At 62.7% G+C, this 25546-nt stretch carries 26 protein-coding genes; 19 read left to right on the top strand and 7 right to left on the bottom strand.

Features of this window, described 5'->3' with window-relative positions; all coding sequences use genetic code 11:
• Positions 1-86: 86 nt before the first annotated feature.
• Both ACIQYU_RS00385 and ACIQYU_RS00380 read right to left on the bottom strand, forming a co-directional pair.
• Positions 87-1358 (bottom strand): cystathionine gamma-synthase family protein, encoded by a 1272-nt coding sequence (locus ACIQYU_RS00385; protein WP_233688095.1) that lies wholly within the window; start codon positions 1356-1358, stop codon positions 87-89.
• 170 nt (positions 1359-1528) lie between these two features.
• On the bottom strand, positions 1529-2413 hold the full coding sequence (locus ACIQYU_RS00380) for a homocysteine S-methyltransferase family protein (RefSeq protein WP_172827477.1): 885 nt from the start codon (positions 2411-2413) through the stop codon (positions 1529-1531).
• 118 nt (positions 2414-2531) lie between these two features.
• Here ACIQYU_RS00380 and ACIQYU_RS00375 point away from each other — a divergent pair, with 118 nt between their 5' ends.
• Both ACIQYU_RS00375 and ACIQYU_RS00370 read left to right on the top strand, forming a co-directional pair.
• Complete coding sequence (locus ACIQYU_RS00375; RefSeq protein ID WP_207835648.1) at positions 2532-3353, top strand: ABC transporter substrate-binding protein; 822 nt, start codon at positions 2532-2534, stop codon at positions 3351-3353.
• Positions 3350-4171, top strand: coding sequence for an amino acid ABC transporter permease (locus ACIQYU_RS00370; protein WP_063911168.1), 822 nt, complete (start codon positions 3350-3352; stop codon positions 4169-4171). The genes ACIQYU_RS00375 and ACIQYU_RS00370 overlap by 4 nt, the downstream gene beginning before the upstream one ends.
• Before the next feature lie 114 nt (positions 4172-4285).
• On the opposite strand, the gene ACIQYU_RS00365 is transcribed toward ACIQYU_RS00370, so the two are convergent.
• On the bottom strand, positions 4286-5215 hold the full coding sequence (locus ACIQYU_RS00365; RefSeq protein WP_207835632.1) for a malate dehydrogenase: 930 nt from the start codon (positions 5213-5215) through the stop codon (positions 4286-4288).
• Positions 5216-5492: 277 nt separating this feature from the next.
• On the opposite strand from ACIQYU_RS00365, the gene ACIQYU_RS00360 reads away from it, so the two are divergent.
• From ACIQYU_RS00360 to ACIQYU_RS00340, 5 genes are all read left to right on the top strand, one after another.
• Positions 5493-6896, top strand: a complete 1404-nt coding sequence (locus ACIQYU_RS00360) for a PAS domain-containing sensor histidine kinase (protein WP_233688096.1) — start codon at positions 5493-5495, stop codon at positions 6894-6896.
• Complete coding sequence (locus ACIQYU_RS00355) at positions 6881-8230, top strand: sigma-54 dependent transcriptional regulator (RefSeq protein ID WP_207835630.1); 1350 nt, start codon at positions 6881-6883, stop codon at positions 8228-8230. Before ACIQYU_RS00360 ends, ACIQYU_RS00355 begins: the two co-directional genes overlap by 16 nt.
• Positions 8231-8568: 338 nt before the next feature.
• Entirely contained in the window at positions 8569-9084 is a 516-nt protein-coding gene (locus tag ACIQYU_RS00350) for a hypothetical protein (protein ID WP_333956738.1), read from the top strand.
• Positions 9085-9096: 12 nt separating this feature from the next.
• On the top strand, positions 9097-10371 hold the full coding sequence (locus tag ACIQYU_RS00345; RefSeq protein WP_402797721.1) for an MFS transporter: 1275 nt from the start codon (positions 9097-9099) through the stop codon (positions 10369-10371).
• 74 nt (positions 10372-10445) lie between these two features.
• Positions 10446-11699: an arsenic transporter gene (locus ACIQYU_RS00340; protein WP_233688100.1), complete on the top strand. Its 1254-nt coding sequence runs from the start codon at positions 10446-10448 to the stop codon at positions 11697-11699.
• A 185-nt stretch (positions 11700-11884) separates the two neighbouring features.
• On the opposite strand, the gene ACIQYU_RS00335 is transcribed toward ACIQYU_RS00340, so the two are convergent.
• Positions 11885-12775 (bottom strand): LysR substrate-binding domain-containing protein, encoded by an 891-nt coding sequence (locus ACIQYU_RS00335; protein WP_015268872.1) that lies wholly within the window; start codon positions 12773-12775, stop codon positions 11885-11887.
• Positions 12776-12884: 109 nt separating this feature from the next.
• On the opposite strand from ACIQYU_RS00335, the gene ACIQYU_RS00330 reads away from it, so the two are divergent.
• The 11 genes from ACIQYU_RS00330 (at position 12885) to ACIQYU_RS00280 (ending at position 23015) form a co-directional block, all read left to right on the top strand.
• Positions 12885-14423, top strand: coding sequence for an MFS transporter (locus ACIQYU_RS00330; protein WP_402797716.1), 1539 nt, complete (start codon positions 12885-12887; stop codon positions 14421-14423).
• Positions 14371-15627, top strand: a complete 1257-nt coding sequence (locus tag ACIQYU_RS00325; RefSeq protein ID WP_402797712.1) for an MFS transporter — start codon at positions 14371-14373, stop codon at positions 15625-15627. The genes ACIQYU_RS00330 and ACIQYU_RS00325 overlap by 53 nt, the downstream gene beginning before the upstream one ends.
• A gap of 258 nt (positions 15628-15885) precedes the next feature.
• Positions 15886-16593, top strand: a complete 708-nt coding sequence (locus ACIQYU_RS00320) for a thioesterase II family protein (protein ID WP_402797709.1) — start codon at positions 15886-15888, stop codon at positions 16591-16593.
• A 40-nt stretch (positions 16594-16633) separates the two neighbouring features.
• Positions 16634-17419 carry an AfsA-related hotdog domain-containing protein gene (locus tag ACIQYU_RS00315; protein ID WP_207835615.1) on the top strand — a complete coding sequence of 262 codons (786 nt, stop codon included), beginning with the start codon at positions 16634-16636 and terminating at the stop codon, positions 17417-17419.
• Positions 17420-17434: 15 nt separating this feature from the next.
• Complete coding sequence (locus tag ACIQYU_RS00310) at positions 17435-17737, top strand: hypothetical protein (RefSeq protein WP_402797705.1); 303 nt, start codon at positions 17435-17437, stop codon at positions 17735-17737.
• Positions 17730-18428, top strand: coding sequence for an SDR family NAD(P)-dependent oxidoreductase (locus ACIQYU_RS00305; RefSeq protein ID WP_085626692.1), 699 nt, complete (start codon positions 17730-17732; stop codon positions 18426-18428). The genes ACIQYU_RS00310 and ACIQYU_RS00305 overlap by 8 nt, the downstream gene beginning before the upstream one ends.
• 50 nt (positions 18429-18478) lie before the next feature.
• Positions 18479-18718 (top strand): acyl carrier protein, encoded by a 240-nt coding sequence (locus tag ACIQYU_RS00300; RefSeq protein ID WP_085626693.1) that lies wholly within the window; start codon positions 18479-18481, stop codon positions 18716-18718.
• A gap of 9 nt (positions 18719-18727) precedes the next feature.
• Positions 18728-19756: a ketoacyl-ACP synthase III gene (locus tag ACIQYU_RS00295; protein WP_085626694.1), complete on the top strand. Its 1029-nt coding sequence runs from the start codon at positions 18728-18730 to the stop codon at positions 19754-19756.
• A gap of 14 nt (positions 19757-19770) precedes the next feature.
• Positions 19771-20421 carry an HAD family phosphatase gene (locus ACIQYU_RS00290; RefSeq protein ID WP_264209754.1) on the top strand — a complete coding sequence of 217 codons (651 nt, stop codon included), beginning with the start codon at positions 19771-19773 and terminating at the stop codon, positions 20419-20421.
• Between the two features lie 17 nt (positions 20422-20438).
• A complete protein-coding gene (locus tag ACIQYU_RS00285; protein ID WP_233693816.1) occupies positions 20439-21635 on the top strand; it encodes a cytochrome P450 in 1197 nt (398 codons plus the stop codon).
• Between the two features lie 27 nt (positions 21636-21662).
• Positions 21663-23015 carry a fatty acid--CoA ligase family protein gene (locus tag ACIQYU_RS00280; RefSeq protein ID WP_207835607.1) on the top strand — a complete coding sequence of 451 codons (1353 nt, stop codon included), beginning with the start codon at positions 21663-21665 and terminating at the stop codon, positions 23013-23015.
• Between the two features lie 29 nt (positions 23016-23044).
• Here the strand turns inward: ACIQYU_RS00280 and ACIQYU_RS00275 are convergent, their stop codons facing one another.
• Entirely contained in the window at positions 23045-23932 is an 888-nt protein-coding gene (locus ACIQYU_RS00275; RefSeq protein ID WP_325175955.1) for a LysR family transcriptional regulator, read from the bottom strand.
• A 199-nt stretch (positions 23933-24131) separates the two neighbouring features.
• Between ACIQYU_RS00275 and ACIQYU_RS00270 the strand changes: the two genes are divergently transcribed.
• Complete coding sequence (locus tag ACIQYU_RS00270) at positions 24132-24263, top strand: YHYH domain-containing protein (protein WP_207835592.1); 132 nt, start codon at positions 24132-24134, stop codon at positions 24261-24263.
• Positions 24264-24490: 227 nt separating this feature from the next.
• Here the strand turns inward: ACIQYU_RS00270 and ACIQYU_RS00265 are convergent, their stop codons facing one another.
• Together ACIQYU_RS00265 and ACIQYU_RS00260 are read right to left on the bottom strand one after the other, a co-directional pair.
• Positions 24491-24631: a hypothetical protein gene (locus tag ACIQYU_RS00265; protein WP_402797690.1), complete on the bottom strand. Its 141-nt coding sequence runs from the start codon at positions 24629-24631 to the stop codon at positions 24491-24493.
• A gap of 169 nt (positions 24632-24800) precedes the next feature.
• Complete coding sequence (locus ACIQYU_RS00260) at positions 24801-25028, bottom strand: hypothetical protein (RefSeq protein ID WP_015268870.1); 228 nt, start codon at positions 25026-25028, stop codon at positions 24801-24803.
• Positions 25029-25546: the final 518 nt, after the last annotated feature.

The raw sequence follows: 25546 nt of genomic DNA, 5'->3' as shown, positions 1-25546 counted from the left end.
GAGCGAAGCGAATTGCCTTGCATATTGTTTTTGTTCGACTTCATGAAGTGGCACCCACCGCAAGGAGCGGGTGCTACGCGCCTGCCTCAGGCCTGTGCTTCGGCCAGGCAGGCGTCTTCGTCACCGTGCAGTTCCTTTGCTGCGGCCAACTCCTGACGCACCGATGCACAGGCCTGTGCCAGGTCTGCCAGCAGGTCCTCGGTGTCCTCGATGCCCACCGAAATGCGCACCAGCCCTTCGGAAATGCCCAGGGCCAGTCGTTCTTCGAGGGTGTTTTCCACATGGCTGGTGGTGCGTGCCGGGCCGTAGATGGTTTCTACCGCGCCCAGGTTGCCCGCCCGATGGGCGTACTTCAGGCGCGGCAGCAGCCGCGCTACGGTGGGCATGCCGCCCTTGAGCACGAAGCTGACGATGGCGCCGAAGCCACGCATCTGCGCCTTGGCGATCGCATGGCCGGCGTGCTGGGGCAACCCGGGGTAGTTGACCGCTTCAACCAGCGGCTCGGTGGTCAGGTAATGCGCCAGGGCCTGGGCACTGGCCTGCTGCTGACGCACGCGCAGGGCCAAGGTCTTGATACCACGGATGATCAGGTAGGCGGAAAACGGGTCCAGCGCCGCACCGTTGATCTCACGGTAGTGGCGTACCTGCGCCATCAACGACTCGGCACCGCACACCACCCCGCCCAGCACGTCACCGTGCCCGGACAGGAACTTGGTCGCGCTGTGCACTACCACGTCCACGCCCAGGGCCAGCGGGTTCTGGTTCAGCGGGGTAGCGAAGGTGTTGTCGGCCACTACCACGGCGCCGGCCTGCCGGGCGGCAGCGCTCAGGCGCTGGATATCCAGTACCTTCAGGGTGGGGTTGGTTGGGGTTTCCAGATACAGCAGGTCGCAACCTGCGGCGATCTCGCGCTCCAGCGCCTCGGTGTCGAGGGTGTCACACAGGCAGACCTGCACGCCCATGCGCGGCAGGAACTCTTCGAAAATCTTGTTGGTGCCGCCGTAACTGTCGCGGGTCGATACCACTCGCTTGCCGCTTGAGAGGAACGTGTGCAGCACGGCACTGATGGCAGCCATGCCGCTGCTGAATGCCACCGCCGACTCGGACTGCTCCAGCTCGCACAGCTTCGCTTCCAGCGTGGTGACTGTCGGGTTGCTCATGCGGCTGTAGATGTAGCCCGGCAACTTGCCCTGCGCCACGTCGTACCAGGCATCGATGTCGTTGTAGCCGTAGGCGGCACTGACCACGATCGGGGTCTGGGTAGCGTTGTACGGGTGCTGGACCTGCTCCCCGCTCCACACCACTCGTGTACCGATACCGACCGCTGCATTGCCCACGCTTTTTTCGTTGTTGTTCATATCCGGTTCCCGCACCGCTGAGTTTTGTACACCGATTCAGCATCGGCTTTCAGCGGACTATAGGGGCATGGCGGGGGGACTGAAAAACGATGGAATCCGGGTCTGAGTAACGTTTTTTTTAATGGCTGGATGCCGAGCGGGCGCGGAAGCCGCCCGGCACCCTGCCGGCTTCACGCCAGGTTGCGTTTCAGCTCGGCAATATGCTCCGGGCCGATGCCACAGCAGCCGCCGATCATGCTGGCACCCCGCGCGCGCCAGTCGTTGGCCCATGCCAGGTAACCCGGCGGGTCCAGGTCTTCGCGCAGCTCATCCAGGCCGTCGTTGGCGGTGGCTTCCTTCGGTTGCGGCGGGAAGGCGTTGGCATAGGCGCCGATGGCGATGTCGGCGTTGTGTCGCTCGATGACCGAGCGCGCTACCTCCAGTGCAGCACCAATGACCTCGGGCTGGCTGCAGTTGAACAGCACGGCCGCCACCCCCAGGCCGACCACGGCTTCGATGGCATCGGCCACCGGCTCGCCGGAACGCAGGCGTGGCACCTCGTCGACCTCTTCGTCCTGCAAGGTGAACGACACCCAGAACGGCCTGCCGTCTGCAGGCAAGTGGCCGTGGATGGCCCGCACCTCGGCAACCGAGCTCTGGGTTTCCGCCAGCCACAGGTCGACATGCGGGGCCAGGCCTTGCAGCAAGGGGGTCAGCACCTCCTCGACACGCTCGGGCTGGAACAGGTCCGGACGATACGAGCCGAACAGCGGCGGCAGCGAGCCTGCCACCCTGACCGGGTGCGCACCGGCATCGGCGGCATGCCGCGCCAGCTGGCCGGCGATATTGGCCAGTTGTCGCCCTTCCTTGGCAAAACGCTCTTCGCCGATGTGAAACGGCACCACCGCATAGCTGTTGCTGGTAATGACCTGGGCACCGGCAGCGATGAACGCTGCGTGCACGCCAACCACCGCTTCCGGCGCCTCGCTCAGCGCCAACGCCGACCACTCGGGCTGACGGAACGGCGCCCCGCTGCGCTGCAGTTCACGGCCCATGCCACCGTCGAGAATTACCATTGCTCGCTGTTTCATATAACTACTCTAAAGGTGCTTATGAATAAAATTCACTATGTGGGTGACACTTATAACTATTAAATACAGCCTCCTATAATTGGCCAACATTTCAGGTATGTCCATGCGATTTTCTACTGTGCTCGGTGCGGGCCTTGTGCTGCTCGCAACTGCTTCCCAGGCCTTTGCCGGTGCCACGCTGGAGCGGGTTGAATCGCGCAAGGAACTGGTCAACGTCCTGATGGAAAGCTACCCGCCGTTTTCCTTCCTCAATGACCAGAACCAGCTGGACGGTTTCGACGTGGATGTGGCCAAGGCCGTGGCGGACAAGCTGGGCGTCAAGCTGCGCCTGGAAACCCCTTCGTGGGACGTGATCGCCGCTGGCCGCTGGAGCGGTCGCTACGACATCTGCATCTGCTCGATGACCCCGAGCAAGGCCCGCGCCGAAGTGTTCGACTTCCCGGTGGAGTACTACGCATCGCCTGCGGTGATCGTGGTCAACGCCAAGGATGAGCGCATCCATGGGGCCAAGGACCTGGAAGGCCGCAAGGTGGGTTTGACCAGTGCATCGAGCTACGAGAGCTACCTGAACAAGAACCTGGTGATCGAAGGCAACGAAGACAAGAAGCTCGAATACCCCTTCGAGTTCGTGCAGATCGCGCCTTACGACACCGACAACGTTGCCTTCCAGGACCTGGGCCTGGGCGCCGGCGTACGCCTGGATGCCATCCTTACCAACCTGGTGACCGCACAGCCGCGCCTGGACCAGGACAAACGCTTCAAGCTGGCCGGCGCCCCGCTGTATGAAGAGCCGAACTCGGTGGCCATCGAGAAAGGCGACCCTGAGTGGGATGCCAAGGTGCGCCAGGTGTTTGCCGAGTTGAAGGCCGATGGCACCCTGGCCAAGCTGTCGCAGAAATGGATTGGCGCCGATATCAGCAAATGAGCACCTTTCCCCCATCCCCCAAGCCCGTGGTCAAGCCCACGGGCGCCGGCCTGTTCGGCTTTCGCACCCGGCTGCTGCTGACCTGGCTGGCGCTGTTCGGCCTGTTCGTCGCGTTTTTCCTCAGCTTCGACCTGAAGTTTTCGATCATCCTGGAGAAGTTTCCCAACCTCGCCGGTTTCAAGCTGGGGCCCAACGGCTTTCTGCAAGGCGCAGCGCTGACCCTGTTCCTGTGCCTGTGCTCGATGGTGGTATCGGTGCTGTTCGGCTTTGCCGCCGCGCTGGCGCGGTTGTCGAACAGCGCAGTGCTGGTGGGTGTCGCCAGCTTCTACACCTCGTTCTTCCGTGGCACGCCGCTGCTGATCCAGATTCTGCTGATCTACCTGGGGCTACCGCAGCTGGGCCTGGTACCGGGCGCCATCAGCGCCGGCATCATTGCCCTGTCGCTGAACTACGGGGCCTACCTGAGCGAAATCTTCCGGGCCGGCATTCTTGGCGTCGCGCGCGGGCAACGTGAAGCAGCGCTGGCGCTGGGCATGCGCACGCCGCAGATTTTCTGGCATATCGTCCTGCCCCAGGCCATGCGGGTGATCATTCCGCCTACCGCCAACCAGTTCATCTCGATGCTGAAGGACTCATCGCTGATATCGGTGATGGGGGTGTGGGAGGTGATGTTCCTGGCGCAGTCGTACGGGCGGTCGAGCTATCGGTACCTGGAGATGCTGACCACGGCGGCAGTGATCTACTGGGTGCTGTCGATCTTGCTGGAGCTGGTGCAGGCGCGGCTGGAGCGGCATTTTGGCAAGGCTTATCAGCGCTAGGGGCCACGCTGGGTTGGCAGGGACACTGTGGGAGCGGCGTTAGCCGCGAACACCGGCGCAGCCGGTGCCAGGCACCGCGCTGGATTCTTCGCGGCTAAAGCCGCTCCCTCAGCGTTACAGCGCCTTCATTTCAGCAATATCCCGCGCCACCTGATCAGCCGATTGATCGAACATCGCCTGCTCCTGCGCATCCAGCGGCAACTCGATTACCCGCGCCAGCCCCTCTTCTGCCAGTACGCAGGGCACCCCCATGGCGATATCCGTGCGCCCGTACTCGCCCTGCAGAATCGCCACCGCCGGCAAGATGCGGTTTCGCCCGTTGGCGATCGCATCGACCATCTGCGCAATCGCCACGCCCGGCGCATCGCAGGCGCTGCCCAGCTTCTTCAACCCCAGAATCTCGCCACCGCCCTTGCGCGTGCGCTCCACGATCTGCTCGATCTGTTCACTGGACAGGAAGTGTGACAGCGGCACCGAACCGATCTGGCAGTAGCGCATCAGCGGCACCATGCTGTCGCCATGCCCGCCCAGTACCAGCGCCGTGATATCCCGGGCGGAAAACCCGGTCTGCTCGGCGATGAAGCACTTCATGCGTGCGGTATCCAGCACACCCGCCTGGCCGAACACCTTGTTGCGCCCCTGCCCGCTCAGGCTCCAGGCGCGATAGGTGAGCACATCGACCGGGTTGGACACCACCAGCACCGTCGCGGTTGGCGCATGGTGTTTGATGTCGGCCATGATGCCGTCGAGGATGGGCAGGTTGGTACTGAGTACATCCTGCCGCGACTGCCCAGGCTTGCGCGGCACCCCTGCGGTGATGACCACCAGCTCGGAGCCCTGCAGCATTTCAGCCTTGGCCCCGCCGTAAACCCGGGTATCGGACCCCGACTCGACTGCCGCCTGCCACACGTCCAGCGCCTTGCCTTGCGCCATCTCGCCCTGCACATCCATCAACACCAGCTCTCGGCACAACTCTTCCCGAGCAATGATCTGCGCCGCCGCCTCGCCGACCATGCCGGCACCCACGATTGTCAGTTTGTTCACGTGACACCTCCCAGCGGCGCGCGCCACCAGGAACACGCCTGCAATACACAGAAGTATCGCCTGCTGAGGCGAAAAGACCACACAAAGGCAAATGGAAGCGGTACGCGTACCCTGTGGGAGCGGCTTTAGCCGCGAAGAATCCAACGCGTTGCCTGGCACCGGCTGCGCCGGTGTTCGCGGCTAAAGCCGCTCCCACAGAGTCCCCGCTAATTCAACTGACCGTGTCCTTGCACGGCGATTTCCCATCTGGCAAGGTTGCCATCAGAACGCCCCCCGATTGACCAGCGGTGCGCCACATCAAAGGAAACCTGACCTGTCGCTGCAACCCTCCGTTCGACGTGATCTGCTGATTCTGTGGCTTTCCATTGCCGCCGTTGCGCTGGTGCTGGGATGGCTGCTGCTGGTCATCAGCCGCCAAGGCGCCGGCCCGCAGATTGCGCAGGCGCGCCAACTTACCTCGACCAGTTGCCAGGCGCTGCAGGCAGGTGCAGCACGCGTTCGCCAGCAACTTCCGTCTGCGCAAGATCAACCCTATCTCATGACCCCAGCTGCAGCGCAGGCGGTGCTTGATTTGGCACTGCGCGATCAGCCGGGCATGGAGGGCGGCTTCTGGCGAGCGGATGCGGGCGTGGTGGCCTACGCGTTCCCAACCTACGACGGCACGGGAATCAAGCGCGATCCGCCGAGTGCCGAGTTGGAGCGCATTGCCTCCACGGCCCAACGCGCGCAGGATTCCGCAAGCCTCGTGGCAGACGTGCGACCGGGTTTACGCGAAGCCGTGGCTTTCGCCGCATGCCCTGTGGAAACCGCTGACCGGCAGCTGATCGCCTGGACCCTGATGCGCGTGCCGCTTTTGGCCACAGAAACAGTCAACACCTTGATCCTCGCGGTGAGCCTGCTGCTGGCGCTGGTCGTGGTCTCCGGCGCATGGCTGGGTTGGATGATTTCGCGTTGGCAGCGCCAGTCCGCCCATCTGCGCAAGCAACTGGCCCAGTCCGAACGCCTGGCCACGTTGGGGCGTGTTTCCGCCGGGCTCGCGCACGAAATCCGCAACCCTTTGGGCACGATGCGCATGAAGGTGGAAAACGCGATGGCTGCCCCGGCCGACCGGCGCGAAGCACGTGTGGCTGGCGCCCTGGAGGCGGTACTGTCGCAAACGGCACGCCTGGAGACGCTGGTGTCGAGCCTGTTGGCGTTGACCCAACCGTTCCACGCCGAGCGCCAGGCGGTTGACCTGCAGGCATGGCTGGAGGAGCGGCGCAATGCCCACGCCGAAGCGGCGCAAAATAAAGGGGTACGAATCACACTGGCAGTTGAACCGGGGCTGACCGCCAGCGCGAAGGAGGTTGCGCTGTTCGACCCAGCACAAATGGCGCGGGTCTTTGACAACCTGTTGCTCAATGCGCTGGCGCACACGGAAGAACGCGGTGAAATCGAACTTGGTGCGCATCGCACGCGCCGTGGCGCATTGCTGTTGTGGGTGGCGGACGATGGCTGCGGCATTCCGGCCGACTTGCGCGATACACTGTTCGAACCGTTCGCCACCAACCGCGCTGGAGGTACCGGCCTGGGACTGGCGCTGGTGCGCGAGATCGTGCAGGGGCACGGCGGGCGGGTCGGTCTCGCCAAGTCGACCAAGGGAACGCGTATAGAAATGGAGCTACCGTGGCCCGAATCCTGATCGTCGACGATGACGCCGCGTTCCGCGACAGCCTTGCAGAAATGCTGCAAGACCTGGGGCATGCGGTGCTGCAGGCTGAAACCACCGATGCAGGCCTGCACCGACTGCGCACCGAGGACGTGGATGTGGCCATCGTCGATCTGCGCCTGCCGGGCGAGGATGGCCTGGTGTTCCTGCGCCGCGCGGCGCGCATCTCGCAGGTGCCCTGCATCATGCTCACCGCCTATGCGAGCGGCGGCAACACCATCGAGGCGATGAGCCTGGGCGCGTTCGACCATCTGACCAAGCCCGTGACCAGGGCCGCCCTGCTCGAAACGCTCGAACGGGCCCTGCGGCGAGCAGCCCACACCCCGGACAGGCCCCAGGCGGCCGGGGCATCACCTGCCACAAGAGAGCCCGTGGATGGCACCGAACTGGTCAGCAGCAGCGAGGCCATGCGCCAGGTCTTCAAGCGCATCGGGCTGGCCGCGAACTCCGATGCCACCGCCTTGATCCTCGGCGAGACGGGCACCGGCAAGGAACTGGTGGCGCGGGCCCTGCATCGCAACAGCGGCAGAGCCAGCGGCCCCTTCGTTGCAGTGAACTGCGCCGCGATCCCGGCCGACCTGATGGAAAGCGAGCTGTTCGGGCATGTCAAAGGTGCGTTCACCGGTGCCGTCAACGACCGTATCGGGCGCTTTCGTGAGGCCGATGGCGGCACCCTGTTCCTCGACGAAATAGGCGATATGCCGCTGGCCACGCAGGCGAAGATCCTGCGGGTGCTGCAGGAACGCGAGATCACCCCCGTGGGCGCCAACCGCGTCCAGCCGGTGAACGTGCGCATCATCGTGGCCACCCACCGGGACCTGCCCAGCGCGGTCAAAGAGGGGCGCTTCCGCGAAGACCTGTGGTACCGCCTGCAGGTAGTGCCCCTGTGGCTGCCGCCGCTGCGTGAGCGCCTGGGCGACGTGCTGCTGCTGGCCGAACACTTTCTACGCCTGCTGGGCGGCGACTCGCCCAAGCGCTTGAGCGCGGCGGCAGCCCGCTTACTGCTGGCCCATCCCTGGCCTGGCAACGTGCGCGAACTGCGTAACGCCATGGAGCGCGCGGCCATCCTCAGCCACGGCCCGGTCATCGATGTCGAACACATCGGGTTACAGCCTGCGGCTGCGCTCACCCCGGGCCTGGACATCGACTGGGAAGGCCCCATGGCACAGGCCGTTGCCCGCCTGGAGCGCGAAATGATCGTGCGCGCCCTGGCTGCGACGGCAGGCAACCGCGCAGAGGCGGCGCGGCGCCTCGGCCTGTCTCGCCAGCAGCTCTACCGCAAGCTGGCCGAGTTCAATCTGGACTAACCCCTTCGCACGCAAACCAGTGTCCGATCTCGTGACACCCTGGCGTCACGAGATCGGACGGCACATCGCCTGTAAATTTCATAACTATTTGATTTTATTGGAAATATTATTTGGCATGGCGCTTGCCCTGCAGGTTGGGTGCTTTCCCGACCCAAGGAGCTTCTCCAATGTCCAGGTATTTCATCGCCACGTCTGTTGCGTTGGCATTCGGCCTGTGTAGCCTCAGCGCACAGGCCGCGCCCGCCGATCCGCCCTCCTCTCTGCCTGCAATACCACATCAAGGGGCCGACGCACCCGGCCTGACGGGCCAGTACCCGGTGGAAGGCCAGGTTCAGCGCATGCTCATCAATCCCTACGGTGAGGTCGACGGCCTGCGCCTGAGCGACGGAACCATTGCCAGGTTTCCACCGCACATGGCCGATGCGCTCACGGCCACGGTCAAGGTGGGGGACGCCGTTCGCATCATCGGGCGGGCGGAGACACGAGGCACGGTCAAGGCCGACGCCATCATCCACGCCGACAGCGGGCGCACCGTGTACGACCAACCGCCGCCGGTTGGCCAAGGCCGAGTGCTGCCGCCACACCTGCGCGCCCAGCGTCTGCAGCCCCAGCAGGTGGAAGGCCATGTGGACACCGTGCTCACTGGCCCACGGGGCGAGGCCAACGGCGTCATCCTGAGCGATGGCAGCATCGTTCGTTTCCCGCCAGAGAGCCTGCGTCTTTCCGTGCAGACGGGGGCACCGTTCGCGGCCTCCGGGCTGGGCACGCGCAATGCGTTTGGCACCGCTTTGGAAGCGGTCAGCATGGGCACCACGTTATCCACCCTGCAGCCGCTCTACGACCGCGCGCCATAAGGGAATGCCGCTATGCACCCGGCAACACCTTCCATACCCCCGGCGCATGCCAGCTCACGACGCTGGCTGTCCGGCCTCAACTTCTTCCTGGCCGACGTCCGTGATGGCCTGGGCCCCTTCCTCGGCGTGTTTCTGGCCAGCCAGGGCTGGCGCGCCGATGACATCGGCTACGTGATGGCCGCCGGCGGCATCGCAGGCATGCTGGCGACCACGCCGATGGGCGCCTGGATCGACGCTTCGCGCCACAAGCGACTTGTTCTGGCAAGCGGCACCCTTGCACTCATGCTCGCCACGGCAGCGCTATGGACGGCGCCATCGTTCGGCGTCGTCGTCGCCTCCCAGGTGGTGACGGGTGCTGTGGGCGCGTTGATGGGTGCCGGCATCATGGGCATCACCTTGGGCATCGTTGATCAGCGAGACTTGTCTCGGCAGCTCGGCATCAACGAGGCCTGGAACCATGCCGGCAACGTGGTCGCGGCTGCATTGGCCGGGCTGGCAGGCTACCGCTGGGGGCTGTCAGCCGTCTTCGTGCTGATGGCCCTGATGGCATGCGCAGCCCTTGCATGCTTGCGCAGGATCAACCCACGGGACATCAACCATGAGCGGGCCCGCGGTAGTGACCTCACCGGCAACCAGCCTGCGCAAGGCAGCAGTCCCTCGCCTTCCCTGGTGCGGGTTTTGACGGACTCGCGCGAGCTGTGCCTGCTCGCGGTCACCATGCTGCTGTTCCACCTGGGCAATGCCGCGATGCTGCCCTTGCTGGCGCAGTCGGTCGTCACGCGTGGGCTGGCCGACCCCAGCGCCTTCACGGCATCGACCGTCATCGTGGCGCAGCTGGTGATGATTCCTGTGGCACTTTGGGCCGGGAGGTATGCCTCTCGGCACGGCTATCGGGCACTGATCATTACCGCCCTGTTGGCCTTGCCCTTGCGAGGGCTGATCGCCGGTTTCTGGGAGTCGCCGTGGGCACTGATTCCGGTACAGGCCCTTGACGGCATCGGGGCGGGTCTACTGGGGGTCGCCTTGCCTGGGCTTGTCGCTTGCATCCTGCGCGGCACCGGGCACGTCAATGCAGGGCTTGGTGCAGTGATGACGCTCCAGGGGATAGGCGCGGCCATGAGCCACGCACTCGCCGGTTGGATCGCGCAACATTTCGGCTATGGCGCAGCCTTCGTCGTTCTGGGTATCGTGGCTGCACTCGGACTACTCACCTATCAGACAGGCCTTCGCAAGGGACATCCAAGTCGGCAACAGTCAGCTCAGCCCAATCACTTTGACAAGATCTAGCGTGCTGCACGCCCCCCCCCAAAGGCCGGCACGGCCATGCCGCGCCAAGTCATTCATTCACCTGAGTAAACTGCATGCCCGTATTTGATCCATCCTCGCTCATCTGGACCGTCGCCGCCGTGGCGACCGGCGGGGTAATCCTGCGCCCCTGGCGGGTGCCGGAGTATATCTGGGCGGTTGGCGCCGCTTTGTTGCTGACCGTGTTTGGCCTGGTGCCACTGCACACAGCCCTCGCCGCTGTCGCCGAGGGTGGCGATGTGTACTTGTTTCTGATCGGTATGATGGTGCTGGCCGAACTGGCACGCCAGGAAGGGCTGTTCGACTGGCTGGCCATGTACGCGGTGCAGCATGCCCGGGGCTCCGGCCAGCGCCTGTTCGACCTGGTATTCCTGGTGGGGGTACTGGTAACGGTGTTCCTCTCCAACGATGCCACGGCTGTGGTGCTGACCCCAGCGGTGTACGCCGCCTGCAGGGCGGCCAAGGCCGAGCCGCTGCCCTATCTGTTCATCTGTGCCTTCATCGCCAATGCCGCCAGTTTTGTGCTGCCCATTTCCAACCCGGCCAACCTGGTAGTGTTCGGCAGCCAGATGCCGCCGTTGCTGGAGTGGCTGCGGCAATTCACCTTGCCATCGCTGGCCGCCATCGGCCTGACCTACCTGGTGCTGCGGCTGGCCCAGCGCAAGCAGATACGCCAGCCCCTGGCGACGGCCATCGACGTGCAACCGCTGTCCAGCGGTGCACGTTTGTGCGCGCTGGGTATCGTGCTGACAGGTGTACTGTTGCTGCTGACCTCCGCCCTGGACCGGCAGCTCGGCTTACCCACCTTCTGCGCCGGCATCGCTACGGCCGGGCTGATCCACCTGCGCCAACGGCGCAACCCGATGCCGGTGCTCAAAGGCGTGGCATGGGGCGTACTGCCGTTGGTGGCGGGCCTGTTCGTGCTGGTGGAAGCGGTGGCACAGACGGGTGTGATCGAGCACCTGGCCCATGGCTTGGCCGCGCTGGCACGCAGCTCCGAGCACCAGGCGAGCTGGGGCGCCGGCGTGGTCGCGGCTATCGCCGGTAACCTGATGAACAACCTGCCGACCGGCCTGATCGCAGGCTCCGTTGGCCATATTGTCGATTTACCCGCGAGAACCACTGCGGCGCTGCTGATTGGCGTCGACCTCGGGCCGAACCTGTCGATTACCGGCTCCCTGGCCACATTGCTCTGGCTGGTTGCCGTTCGCCGTGAAGGCGAACACGTCGGTGCCTTGGACTTCCTGCGCCTGGGGGCGCTGGTAATGCCGCCTGCCTTGATCGGGGCGTTGGGGTTGCTTCATTTGTGAAGCGCTCGCAAGCGGTCCGCGTACCGTGTGGGAGCGGGCGTGCCCGCGAAGAATCCAACGCGGTGCCTGGCACCGGCTGCGCCGGTGTTCGCGGCGGTTCGACGCCTCGACACGCCCGCTCCCACTAGGTCACTGCCAACTCAATGAGTTATGTGTTGTGAAGATCGTTGGAGGCGCCGGGCAATTTACGCCTTGAACAAACGCTCGGCGATGAAGTCGACGAACACACGGATCTTCGGCGACAGGTGGCGGCTCGATTGCCACAGCGCCCAGAACTGGCCCTGGTCGGAGGTATGCGCATCAAGCAGGCTTTCCAGTGCGCCAGTCCTGACCGATTCACGTACCAGAAAGTCCGGCATGTAGGCGATGCCATGGCCGTCCACCGCAGCCATCAGCATTGCCTCCATGTTGTTCAGCGTCAGCACCGTGGGTAAGCGCAACTGGGTAATCTCGGGATCGGCGCCGAGGCTCCAGTCCATGATCTTGCCGGTCGTGACGAAGCGATAGCGCAGGCAGTCGTGTCGCTCCAGGTCGGCTAGCGTCTGGGGCCGCCCCTTGCGTGCCAGGTAGGTAGGCGCTGCGCACAGGACAAAGCGGAACGGCCCGAGCTTGCGCGACATCAATTTTGAATCGGCTAGCCCACCACTGCGGATCACCACATCGAAGCCATCGTCGATCAGGTCGACCAGGTGGTCGTTGAAGTCCATTTCCAGTTCGATTTCAGGGTATGCCTTGCGAAAAGCCGGCATCAACGGCAGCAGAAAACGGTAGCCGATGGTCGGGAGGCTGACCCGCAAGCGACCACGCGGGGCCTGTATCGCATGGGACAGCATGGCCTCCGCATCCTGCAGGTCGTCGAGGATGCGCCGGCAGCGCTCATAGAACAGCTGGCCTTCCGCCGTCAGGCTGACCTTGCGCGTACTGCGCTGGAACAGCCGCACCTTCAACGAACTCTCCAGGCGGGCAACGTTCTTGCCGACCGCCGATGCGGAAATACCCATCGCCCGCGCCGCGCTGACGAAGCTCAACGACTCGGCGGTTTTCACGAAGGCGAGGATGCCGTTCAGGCTTTCCATGGCATTACTTCCCTTTTGTCCATTATGAGTGGAGTTCCAGCCTGTTTATCCAGCATTGCGGCCACTATAGATTTAACGCACACGGTGCTACAACAGGAGGGATAGCGCAATGGATCAGGCTACTGATCACACCCCGCACGCGGGCCGTTACTATGTTCTGGCAGCCATCTGCCTGGCCGCCCTGGTGCTGCCGCTGAGTTTCACCGGTGGCGCCGTGGCCACGCCGGCCATCGGCAAGGCCTTCGATGCCGAGCCGTCCTCGCTTACCTGGATCACCAACGCCTTCATGCTCAGTTTCGGCAGCCTGCTGATGGCAGCCGGAACCCTGTCGGACATTTACGGGCGAAAGCGCCTGTTCACGCTGGGCCTGGCCCTGTTCGTCATCGTCAGCATCCTGCTGGCGAGCGTCTACAGCATCGTCTGGCTTGATGCCTTGCGGGCGGTGCAAGGCGTTGCCGCCGCCGCTGCCCTGGCCAGCGGTTCCGCCGCCTTGGCCCAAGAGTTCGAGGACCAGGCCCGCACGCGCGCGTTCAGCCTGCTTGGCACCACGTTCGGGCTGGGCCTGGCGTTCGGGCCGATGGTCAGCGGCCTGCTGATCGAACAGTTCGGCTGGCGCTCGATCTTCGTCAGCACCGCGGTCCTTGCTGCGATCTCGCTGCTGGCGGCGTTGTCACGGATGCGCGAAAGTTTCAACCCCGAAGCGCCCAAGCTGGACCTGCCCGGTGTGCTTGCCTTCTCGAGCATGCTCGCACTGTTTACCACTGCGATCATCCTGGGGCCGCAGGCCGGCTGGCGCTCCCCGCTGATCCTGGGCCTGTTCGGCGGCGCGGCACTGAGCCTGCTGGCGTTCGTGACCATCGAGCTGCGTGCCAGGCAGCCGATGCTTGAGCTGAGCCTGCTGAAATACCCGCGCTTTGTCGGGGTGCAGATTCTGCCGATCGGCACCTGTTATTGCTACATCGTGCTGATCGTACTGCTTCCGTTTCGCTTGATCGGCGTAGAAGGCATCGCCCCGATGCACAGCGGCCTGATCATGCTGGCACTGTCGGCGCCGATGCTGGTGGTCCCGCTGCTGGCCGCCTGGTTGACCCGCTGGGTAAGTGCTGGCGTGCTGTCGGCTGCAGGCTTCCTGGTGGCGGCCGCGGGGTTGTACCTGTTGGCCCATGCCGCTATTGGCGATTACCAGCAACTGGTGCTGGCAATGCTGGTGATTGGTATCGGCACCGGTTTCCCTTGGGGCCTGATGGACGGGCTGGCGGTTAGCGTGATTCCCAAAGAGCAAGCAGGCATGGCCGCCGGCATCTTCAACACCACCCGGGTAGCGGGCGAAGGTGTCGCCCTGGCGATCACCATCGCCCTGCTCACCGCGTTGGTAGGGAACAGTCTCGGGCGCGTACTGCCTGCCGGCGATTACAGCGAACTGGCGCAGCGCCTGGTGATGGGCGACCTGGGCCAGGTTCAGGGCGTTGACCCCATGCTGCTGCAGGCCGCGTATCTGGACGGCTTCGGCACCTTGGTGCTGGTGCTGATCGGGTTCACCGTGTTGTCGGCTGGTGCGGCGTTCTTCTTGCTTGGGCACGACGAGCAGGCAAGGCATGCCAAAGCGCCTCACAGCAGCCGGCCAGCCTCCGATTCGGTGCGGGGCTGACGACGGCATGGCGATTACACGCAACAACGGGATCCCTGTGCTCGCCCTCGTCGGCCTGGCGGTGGTCTGTGGCCTGTCGGTGGCAAACGTGTACTTCAATCAGGCCCTTCTGCCGTTACTCGCCACAGCGTTGCAAGTGGGCACGGGTGAAGTCAGCTGGATAGCCACAGCTTCACAGCTTGGTTATGCGCTAGGAATGCTGTTGATTGTGCCCTTGGGTGATCGCCTCGATCCACGTCGACTGTGCCAAGCCCTGCTGGTCTGGACCGCAGTGATGCTCGGTCTGGCCAGCATTACCAGTAGCCTGGCAGGCCTGGCGACGCTGAGTGCGCTAGTGTGCATGGGCACCTGCATTCCACAGGTGATGTTGCCCTATGTCGCTGGGCTGTCCTGCGCCCAGCATCGTAGCCGCAACCTTGCCCTGCTGCAGACCGGCCTGGTGGCCGGGATCCTGCTGTCGCGCTCGTTGGCCGGGCTGCTTAGCGAGCTTGCCGGGTGGCAGGCGGTGTACCGCTGCGCCGCCCTCGGTATGCTGGCTTGCGCGCTAGCCCTGCCCGGGTTGATCGACGCCCGCCCGCGCACTACCGGTGCACCCGGCTATGCGCAACTCATGTACTCAATGGCCGGCCTGCTGCGCGTCGAGCCCCTGTTGCGTTTGTCGTGCGTGCTGGGCGCCAGCCTGTTCGCTGCGTTCAGTGCATTCTGGTCGGTGATCGCCTTCAAATTGCAGGCATCGCCTCTGGGCCTGAGCAACGCTGACATTGGCATCTTCAGCTTCTGGGGCGCGCTGGCTGGCCTGCTCACGCCCATGGCGGGCAAGCTGTGTGACCGCTACGGCACGGTAGCCATGAGCATCCTGTCGATTGTGCTGGCGTGCCTCGCCTTCACGCTGCTGATCAGCTGGCCGCAACTGGGCGTGCTGCTACTCGGCGCCAACTTGCTGTGCTTCGCGCTGCAGCTGGGGCAAGTGTGCAACCAGAGCAGGATCTTCAGCCTCAGTGCGGAGTACCGCAGTCGCCTGAACACTGTGTACATGGTGTGCAACTTCTGTGGCGGCGCCCTGGGCAGCGCCATGGGCGGCTGGCTCTGGCAGCACTGGCACTGGAAAGGCCCGCTACTATTCGGCCTGGCCTGCTCCCTCGGGGCCGGCGCTACATTGTTTACGATGTTACGGCCACACACCGGCACGTTACCCAGCCAGTGATTTCAAAAAAAACGCCACCTGCCCGGTGGCGTTTTTTTTTGCCCAGCCAGCACTGCCCCCTAATAAACCACAATCCACTGTTCTCCAATGGGTACTGCCGCGCCGGCATATTCAACTTATAGTCCGGAGTCTTCAGCCTAAAATGCTCAAATACCACGAAATATCCTGAAATATAATTTCGCACATTAAAGGCCCATCAGGGCAGCCACCGCCTTGCTTGGCATACCGCCCATAGAATGATTATCGACGGGTTTGAACATGCGTGCATGCAACACTCAAAAAAGTATTGTCTTCATTCCCTTTGCCGGGGGTAGCAGCCGTGCATTCAAAGCGCTTCAAAGCACTCTTTCGCCGGGCGTCAACTGTATCGACATTCATTATTCAGGCCGTTATCAAGGCGCACTCGCACCGTCACCCACTACTGTAGGACACATGGCCAATGAGGTGATCGAGCACCTTCACAAGTCACGCCCAGCCCAGGTCGTGCTGTTTGGCTACAGCCTTGGCGCATTGGTGGCATATGAAGTCGCACAGCGCCAAGCGGCCATGCCGTGGGCCATCACCGAACTGGTGGTAGCGGCCTGTCGCCCGCCGCATCTGTTCAGCTGCCATGGCGTCAGGGTACACGATGAAGATGACGATTTTCTCGACTCTATTGCCACGTTCGGCACCGTTCCCCCCTACTTGTATAGCAACCCGGCCGCACGTAAATACCTGCTGCCCAACCTCAGGAACGACTTCCGTGCAGCGAGCACCTACTGCCATCGGCCTCGCCCGCAGTTGAATACACCGCTGACAGCCATAGCCGGTGCCCAGGACAGTTTCGCTCCATTCGCAGAGGTCCGGGCGTGGCGCCAATATAGCAGCGGGCGTTTTTCCGAACATTGCCTGCCTGGCCGTCACTTCTTCTACCAAACCCAAACAGACCGATTGTCAGAGATATTGCTGGACGCACTTGCTGCCTGAAACACCGCCATCATCATTTAACTAACTGCAGAGGTAAAACATGGAAGCGCTCGCTCAGGCTTTGCCCGCCTCACTGTGCCCGTTTGCCGCAGGCGCTGTTGAGACCGATAACAAAACCGCCAACAACAAACATTACATCGTGGTTGGCAACCGTATAAAAAATCACTGCAACAATGACCTGTTCATTTCCGCAGATGCCGCCCACGCCCTTGCAAGTTCCGGACAGGCCGCACTGACATTGCATATTGGCCAGGGCGTCAGCGATGATCAACTTTCAAACTTGTACGCACTAAATAAACCGCAAGTCAGCCTGGTACCGGAACAGCTGAGCGTTCGTGCCTGCAGAAGCACAACGCATAAACATGAACGGCACAATATTGCCATCTCGAAAGTGGTCGATAACGGCAATGGCACCTTCAGCGCGGCGCTGATGATCGATGAAGCCAACGCCGAGCTCAGCGATCATCTCACCGGCCAGCACATCTCCGGAATGATGATCGTGGAAGCCGCCCGACAGCTGTCGATCGCCACCGCCGAACAGTTCTACATCGCACCCGCGGCCCGGGGCAAAGCCAACTTCATCACCAACAGCATTCGGGTCGATTACAACGACTTCCTGTTGCCGGTACCGACAGAAATCCTGTGCATTCCGGTCACCCTCAAGCGCAGCGGGCCGATCAACTTCCGCTTCACCGTCGCCATGCAGTTCCGCCAGCAAGGACGGGCCCTCGCGACGGTCGAGTTCGATACCTCGGTGATCGACTCGCGCTACTTCTACCTGAAGGAAAACCAGCTGCTGCACCGTTACATCACGATGATGGACTGACACAAGGAGCGTCCCATGAAGTCCCGTATCCTGGAAATTTTCTACACCGCCATCCGTCTGGAAAACCAGAGCCTGGCTCACCCCATCGACCTGGCCGCCGGCGAAAAAACCGCGCTGTACGGGCATGGCGGTGCGCTGGACTCAATGAGCCTGGTGTCCATCGTTGTCGAAGTCGAGGCACTGCTCGAACAGCAACTTGATGTGCGCCTGACCCTGGTCAACGACAGCGCCATGTCGGCGGTACGCAGCCCGTTCGCCACCGTCGGTTCGTTCGCCAACTACATCAGCAAGCGTTGCGCCGAGGTGGAACATGGCTGAGCCGATCACGCTCATCACCGGCACCCGTAAAGGTATCGGTCGGCACTTGGCCGAGCACTACCTGACGCGTGGTCATCGGGTCATTGGTTGCAGCCGCCAGGCTAGCGATCTTGACCATCCCGGGTACGAACACTTCGCCCTGGACGTGGCCGACGAGGCCGCTGTGCTAGCCATGGTCAGCGAGATCCGCCGCCGGCACCAACGCCTGGATCACCTGATCAACAACGCCGGCATCGCCAGTATGAACCACTCGCTGCTCACCCCCTACAGTACCGCTGAACAGATCGTGCGCACCAACCTGCTCGGTACCTTTCTACTTAGCCGCGAGGCGGCAAAGCTGATGAAGCGTGAGGGTGCCGGGCGCATCATCAACTTCTCCACGGTGGCCAGGCCACTCAAGCTCGAGGGTGAAGCGCTGTACGCGGCCTCCAAAGCCGCTGTTGAAACCCTCACCGCAGTGATGGCCAAGGAGCTGGCCAGCTACGGGATCACGGTCAATGCCCTTGGGCCGACACCGATCGACACCGACCTGACCCGCGCCATTCCTGCGTCGAAGATGAACGCATTGCTACAGCAACAGGCGATCAAGCGCTTGGGCAGCTTCGATGACGTCAGCCATGTCACCGACTTTTTCCTGTCGGCGCAGAGCGACTTCATCACCGGCCAGGTGATCTACCTCGGCGGGCTCTGACCGCATCTGCCCCCCACCCTATCGGCTTTACCCAACTGGAGACATACAGCATGGACATACTCGCCCTGAAAAAAGAGCTGGCCGGGCTTCTGGAACTGCCCGAATCGAAACTTGCCGATGACCTCCTGCTTGAGCCTTTGGCCACTTGGGACTCGCTGACCAAGGTGACCTTGCTTGGCGTGCTCAATGACCAGTTCGGCCTTGCCCTGCACCCGGAGATCCTGGACGAACTGAACACCCTCGGTGAACTGTTCGAAGCGGTCGCCAGCAGCCTCGCAGAACCTGCCTGAGGTACTCCGATGAACAGCACCCTTCATGGCCTTTCGATCCGCGCGGTTTCATCGGCGCTGCCGGATCGTCAACTCACCCTCGATGACTTCGCCGCGCTGTTCGGTGAGCGCGAAGCCGCGCGGATTGCCAAAAGCACCGGCATCGGCAGTGTGCGAATCGCCGGTGAGCTGTCCACTACCGATCTCGCCTGTGGTGCGGCTCGCAGCCTGTTTGACACCGCCGATGTCGACCCGTACAGCATCGATGCGCTCGTGCTGGTGACCCAGACACCTGATGCACTGATGCCGGCGAGCAGCGCAATACTCGCAGCCCGACTCGGCCTGCGCCGGGACATCCCGGCGTTCGACCTCAATTTCGGTTGCTCTGGCTACGTGTATGGCCTGTTCCAGGCCTCGCTGCTGGTTGCCAGCGGTAGCTGCCGACGCGTGTTGCTGTGCACCAGCGACGTCATCAGCAAGCTGTTACAACCACAGGACCATCATGTGCGCATGGTGTTCGGCGACGGTGCCAGCGCCACCCTGGTAGAGGCTGGCCCACACAGTTTCTCGTTCGCTTTTTCCACCGACGGCAACGGCGCCAGGCATCTGGGGACACCGTTACGGTATCAGGCCGCAGAGCGCGAGCCAGGCACCACCAGCGCAGCAATTGGCAGCCTGTTCATGGACGGTGCGCAGGTGATGAACTTCGCCTTGGAGCAGGTTCCGGCCGCACTGCATGCCTTCTTGCATGAGCTGCAGCTACCGGCTGACAGCATCCCGTACTTCCTGCTGCACCAAGCCAACGCCTTCATGCTGCATTACCTCGGCCGAAAGCTTGGCATCGACGCGGCTCGCATCCCGGTGCATGTGGACGGTATCGGCAACACCGGGCCGTCATCGATCCCTGTACTACTGTCGGCCAGCCCGGATGCCGAACGCCTGCGCCAGGACAACCTGGTGGCTTGTGGCTTTGGCGTCGGCCTTTCGGTTGGCCTGGCGCATTTGTCGCTGCGCGACACCCTGCTGATTCCCCCCGTCACCCTGACGACTTCACTCTGACAAGGACAACACCCATGACTACTCAGGCAATCTGGTTCGACTTCGGCGGCGTACTCTCCCCCTCTATCGCTGAGTTGTACCGAGTCTATGAAGGCAAGACCGGCATCAACCGCCAGCAGATGGAAGCGGCCATGCACGAAGTCGCACGTCCACTGGGCGTGCAGTTCCAGGCCCCCATTGAGCTTGCCCTGATGACCCAGGTGGAATGGGGGCAGGCAATGAGCGCCGCGCTGCGCAAGTTGTATCCCGGCATCGACCTCAGCCGCTGCGATTTCGACAACCACGGCGAGCAGTGGTTTGCCGACCATGAGGTCAACCCGCACATGTTCGAACTGTTCCACGAGGTCAAGGCGGCCGGGGTAAAGGCGGCCATCCTCACCAACAATACCGTTGAGTGGGAAACGTCGTGGCGGCGCATGGTCGGCCTGGACGACGTCACGGACGGCATCATCGATTCGTGCAAGGTCGGCCTGCGCAAGCCCGACCCACGCATCTTCGCGCTGGCTGCCCGCGAGCTGGGTGTAGACGACCACGGCTGTGTACTGATCGACGACGTCGAGGAGAACTGTGAGGCGGCCCGCGCCGCCGGCTGGCAGGCGATTCACTTCCAGGACAGCCTCGAAGTGCGCGACGCCGTGCGCGCGCTGCTTTATCCATCCCGTTGACACGTGGCAGGCCCGACATGACGACCCACAGCTTCCCCTTTGTGATGGACATCCCCAACCTGGATGCCGCGCCTTATTACCACGTGCTCGACAGCGACCAGCCACTGCAGCAGATCCGTTTGCCAAGCGGCCACGTCGCCACACACCTGACCCGCTACGACGATTGCCGTAGCTTCCTGGCCGACCCGAGTATCAGCCGCACCCTGTGCAACGTCGAAGGTGGCCCGACCTTCCTTCCAGGCCCGACCCAGCCGGAGCTGCTGCTGAACCTCGACAACCCGGCACACATGCGCTCGCGTGCCACTGTGGCCCGAGCCTTCAGCAAGCGCGGGGTGGAAAGCCTGCGCGAGCATGTACGAACCACCACCCGGCGCAACGTCCAGCGCATGCGTGACGGCGAGCTGGCACCGGACTTGTTCGCCTCGGTGTTACAGGACCTGACTTCCTCCACCGTGTGCCACATCCTCGGGATCCCGCTGCAGGACCGCGAACTGTTCCGCCCCTGGAGCCAGATCATCCAGTCGGCGCCGCCGGACGATATCCCGGGTATCGAAGTAGCGGTCAAGGCTAGCTTCGATTACCTGATGGACTTCGTGCGTGGCACCCGCCACGCCGAACCGGACGGGTTCATCCGGCAGTACGTCGACCAGCGTGCGAGCATGGACGACCCACTCACCGACGAGGAATTCGTCGGCGTGCTGCTGGGCATTCTGCTAGGTGGCGATCACAACGCCCTGAGCGTGATGACCAAATCGGTCTACACGCTTCTGTGCGCCCCCGCGCTGTGGACGCACGCCCAGCGTAACCGGGAGCAGTTGCCGGCACTGATCGAGGAGCTGATCCGGGTTATCCCGATCGGCAAGCTGTCGGCTTTCCCGCGCATCACCACTCAGGCAGTGAGTACCAGCCGTGGTGAGATTCCGGCAGGCACCTGCGTGTATGCCAATGTGTTCCTGGCCAACCGCGACCCGGCCGTGTTCAGCGAGCCGCTGCGGATCAACCCACTGCGTGAGGACAAGGCCGCACACATCCAGTTCGGCCATGGCATCCACAGTTGCATGGGCCCGGCCCTGGCCCGGCTGGAAATCGGCATCGTACTCGAGACGCTGATCGAACAGTTGCCCGACATGCAGCTGGATCGCGCGCCGCAATCGCTGGCCTGGATCAACGGCACCGTGCTGCGCCGTCCCAACGAACTTCCGGTGCGTTTCTGAGCGAAGCCTTACAAAAGGGAATTTCTGATGACTCTCAAGCCTCTGATCGACCAGCTCGACGGCTTTGCCGATACACCATTTCTCAACACCGAGCAGCAAAGCCATAGCTATGCTGAACTCAAGGCCGAGGTACTGCGCCAGCTCGAACACCTGCGGGCCCAAGGTGTCGCGGCGCAGACCACGGTATTCGTCCAGGGCGATTTCTCGTTCCGTGGCATCGCGCTGTTCCTGGCGCTGTACCAGAACGGCAACGTAATCGCGCTGAACACCGCCAGCAACGAGCAGGAAGTGCAGAACAAGCTTGCCGCCGCTCAAGCCGAGTACCAGATCGATGCCGACAGCGGCGAGGTCACCCGGCACACTCCGCAGGGCGAGGACAATGCTCTGGTGGCCAAGCTCAAGGGGCTCGGGCATGCGGGCCTGATCCTGTTCAGCAGCGGTACTACAGGGCAGCCCAAGGCCATGTTGCACGACCTCGATCGGCTGGTGGCCAGCTACCAGAACAAGCGCTCTCGGCGCCTGAGCATTTTCCTGTTCCTGCTGTTCGACCATATTGGCGGCATCAACACCTTGCTCAACATCCTGACCATCGGCGGCACGGCAACCATTGCCGCCACCAAGAGCCCGGACATCGTCGCCCGGTTGATCGCCGATCACCGGATCACGGTGCTGCCGACCTCGCCGACCTTCCTCAATCTGATGCTCATCAACAATGTCTTCGGGCGCTACGACCTGGGGGCCCTGCGCATGATTACCTACGGCACCGAGCCGATGCCCGAAAGCCTGCTGGGGGCCTTGCGCGAGAAACTGCCCAAGGTGAAATTCCTGCAAACCTTCGGCACCAGCGAAACCGGTATCATGAACACCAGCTCGCAGTCCTCCGACAGCCTGTTCATGCGCTTCCAGGAAGGCGATACCGAGTACCGTGTGGTCGACGGCGAACTGTGGCTGCGCAGCGCTACCCAGGTGATGGGCTACCTCAACCACAGCATGGACAGCTTCACCGATGACGGCTGGTTCAAGACCGGCGACCTGGTCGAAGTCAATGCTGATGGCTACCTGAAGATCCTTGGCCGCAGCAAGGAGATCATCAATGTCGGTGGCGAGAAGGTGTACCCCGCCGAGGTCGAATCGGTGCTGATGCAGCACCCGCGCATCAAGGACTGCAAAGCCTATGGCGAGCGCAACGGCCTGACCGGGCAGTTCGTCGCAGCCGAGGTGGTACTCGATGGCGACTATGGCGATGCTACCGCCGAGGTCCTGCGGGCTATACGCCAGTACAGCCGCGAACGCATGGACAGCTACAAAGTGCCGGTCCGGCTCAAGGTGGTCGAGGCTATCCGTTACTCGGCGCGCTTCAAGAAGCTGTTGATTGCCTGACCTGCGTGATGCAACGCCAGCTGGTTTGCTCAGCTGGCGTTGGTCATCAGGTCAGTCTCGCCCAAGAAGTCGATGAAGGCGCGTGTTTTGGGTGACAGCAGCCTGGTCGGCGACCAGACGATCCAGAAGTCACCCGGCAGACTCAGTTCACGCATGACCAGAGTCAACTCGTTACTGGCGATGTACTCCTGGATCACAAAGTCGGGAAGGTAGGCCACGCCCATGGCATTTCGGCAGGCCGCCAGCACCGCCTCGACACTGTTCATGACCATCGCCGTTTCTACCTGCACTTGAACCCGCTCGCCCTGCGCCTGCAACGTCCATGGCTGCAGCTTGCCGCTCGACGGCAGCTTGTAGCCGATACCCCGATAGCTGCTCAGGTCCTGAAGGGTGCGGGCGACGCCATAGCGCTGCAGGTATTCGGGTGCCGCGCATAGCACGAAGCGGAAGGTGCAGATCTTGCGGGCGGCCAGGCTCGAGTCCGGCAGCGCACCGCTACGGATTACCGCGTCAAAACCTTCTTCCACCACATCGACCATCCGGTCGCTGAAGTCCAGGTCCAGTTCTATTTCGGGATAGCGCCGGTAGAATTCGCGCATGCTTCCGGAAATCAGACGGTAGCCTACTGCCGGCAGGCTAACCCGTAGCACGCCCTTGGGCCTTTGCTTGGAGTTGGCCAAGGCCGCCTCGGCGTCCTGCAATTGCTGCAGCAGGGTGCGGCAACGGGCGAAGAAGTCCAGCCCCTCGCTGGTCAGGCTGATCTGTCGGGTGCTGCGATGGAACAAACGCACGCCAAGGCGCTCCTCCAGGCGGCTAACGCTCTTGCCCACGGCAGAGGAGGAAATACCCAAACCACGCCCCGCCAAGGTGAAGCTCTGCGACTCAGCCGCACGTACAAACGCGATCAAACCGCTCAAGCTGTCCTTCGACACCATCTAGATCAGATCCTTCTCAATCTAAAGCACTAAGTAAAACACCTAACCGGGCCAAAAGGATATCGCTCAGTTTTGACAGTTATACGCTGTGCCAGCGTTGCTCTGGTTGTTAACCGGGAGCATTTTGCCATACGCTGGAAATGGCAATAAGCCACCACCTGGCCAAGCAAGGAGTAGCCTGATGAAAATCGTTTCGCTGTTGATCGCTGCAGTCCTTTCGTTCTCATCGGTAGTCGCTTTTGCGCACAGTGGCGGTACTGACGCCCGGGGCTGCCACACCAATCACAAGACCGGTGACCATCACTGCCATTGATGCGGTCCGCAGCTCTGAGCCTTGGCGTCCCTGCCCATGGGACGCCAACGCTTAAGTGGCCTGCTCGACGCCAGCTTCGCGCTCATCGTAGCGTTCCCGATGGTCGCGCTGGCCGCTGCCCTCATTGGCTATGCGGGCGGACGACAGCTGCCGATCGTGTCCAGGAAGTGGTGTAACTGAACCAGCCGAAGGGTGATGTCTCGTCCGCCATTCATCGATGATCTCGCCTAACGCTCAGGGGCCTGGCCGTTTCGCTCCATGACCTTCCCACACTGCTCACTGGCCAGACGGCTGATGATCCGGATCGCCTGATGGATACCGGCAGTGTTGCGAAAGCTCAGGCGCGGGTTGTGTTCGCATTCCAGCATTTCGTCGTGCTCGAGGGACTGGCGCGGTCCCTGTGGGAGCTGGCTTGCCTGCGATGGGCTGCGCAGCAGCCCCATAAGCCTACCCAACAGGAATACACCACCAGGAGGCCTTCAGCAGAGGGCCAGCCGCAAGGGTGATATCCGGCCCGCCGCTCATCAATGATCCTGCCTAACTAACAGGGTCCTGGCCGTTTCGCTCCATCACCTTCCCACACTGCTCACTGGCCAAACGGCTGATGATCCGGATCGCCTGATGGATACCGGCAGTGTTGCGAAAACTCAGGTGTGGGTTGTGTTCGCACTCCAGCATTTCGTCGTGCTGGACCAGGGCTTCGCCTAACAGTTCGAGGGTCCAGGCGTAGCTTTGGATGGTGGATAGGCGTTCTTGGTCAGTCATGACGTGCCTCCCTTGTTGCAGAGACAAAGCGAGATTGACTGGAGGTGAGATTGTTGAAGGCCGCCGAGGTACGACGGTGGAGAACGGATACGAGGATCTTTAGCGGATTTACGGTGGTCATGCATGAGTTCCTTTCGTGATGGAACTGCCACCGCTCGCGGCCAAGCAAGTTAAGGTGGCAGCAGTACGCGGGTTGGCCGACCGGGACGAAAGGAGCCCGGCACACCCGAAGGTGTCCCGCGCACCACCGCCATGACGCGACATCGCGGGCACAAAAAAGCGCCTGCGATGAAGACTGGGCGCTGATGCGCCTTTCGATTCCGACCGGCCAAGGTCGCATCGCCGATGCTTCGGCGACGAGAGGACTTTATTCCCGAGAGGCTGTTTTCGCAAGTTTCCAAGAGTAGGAAAGGGCTATGCGTTTCGTAGGAAGATGGCCATCAGGGGCCTTTAGCAGGGGGCCAGCCGCAATGATGATGTCTGGCCCGCCGTTCATGCATTTGCGAGTTAAGTTAGCG

This window comes from Pseudomonas sp. NPDC096925, assembly GCF_044762545.1.
Classification (GTDB): domain Bacteria; phylum Pseudomonadota; class Gammaproteobacteria; order Pseudomonadales; family Pseudomonadaceae; genus Aquipseudomonas.
Note: the sequence above shows the minus strand (reverse complement) of the source record. Positions and strands in the feature narration are given on the sequence as shown.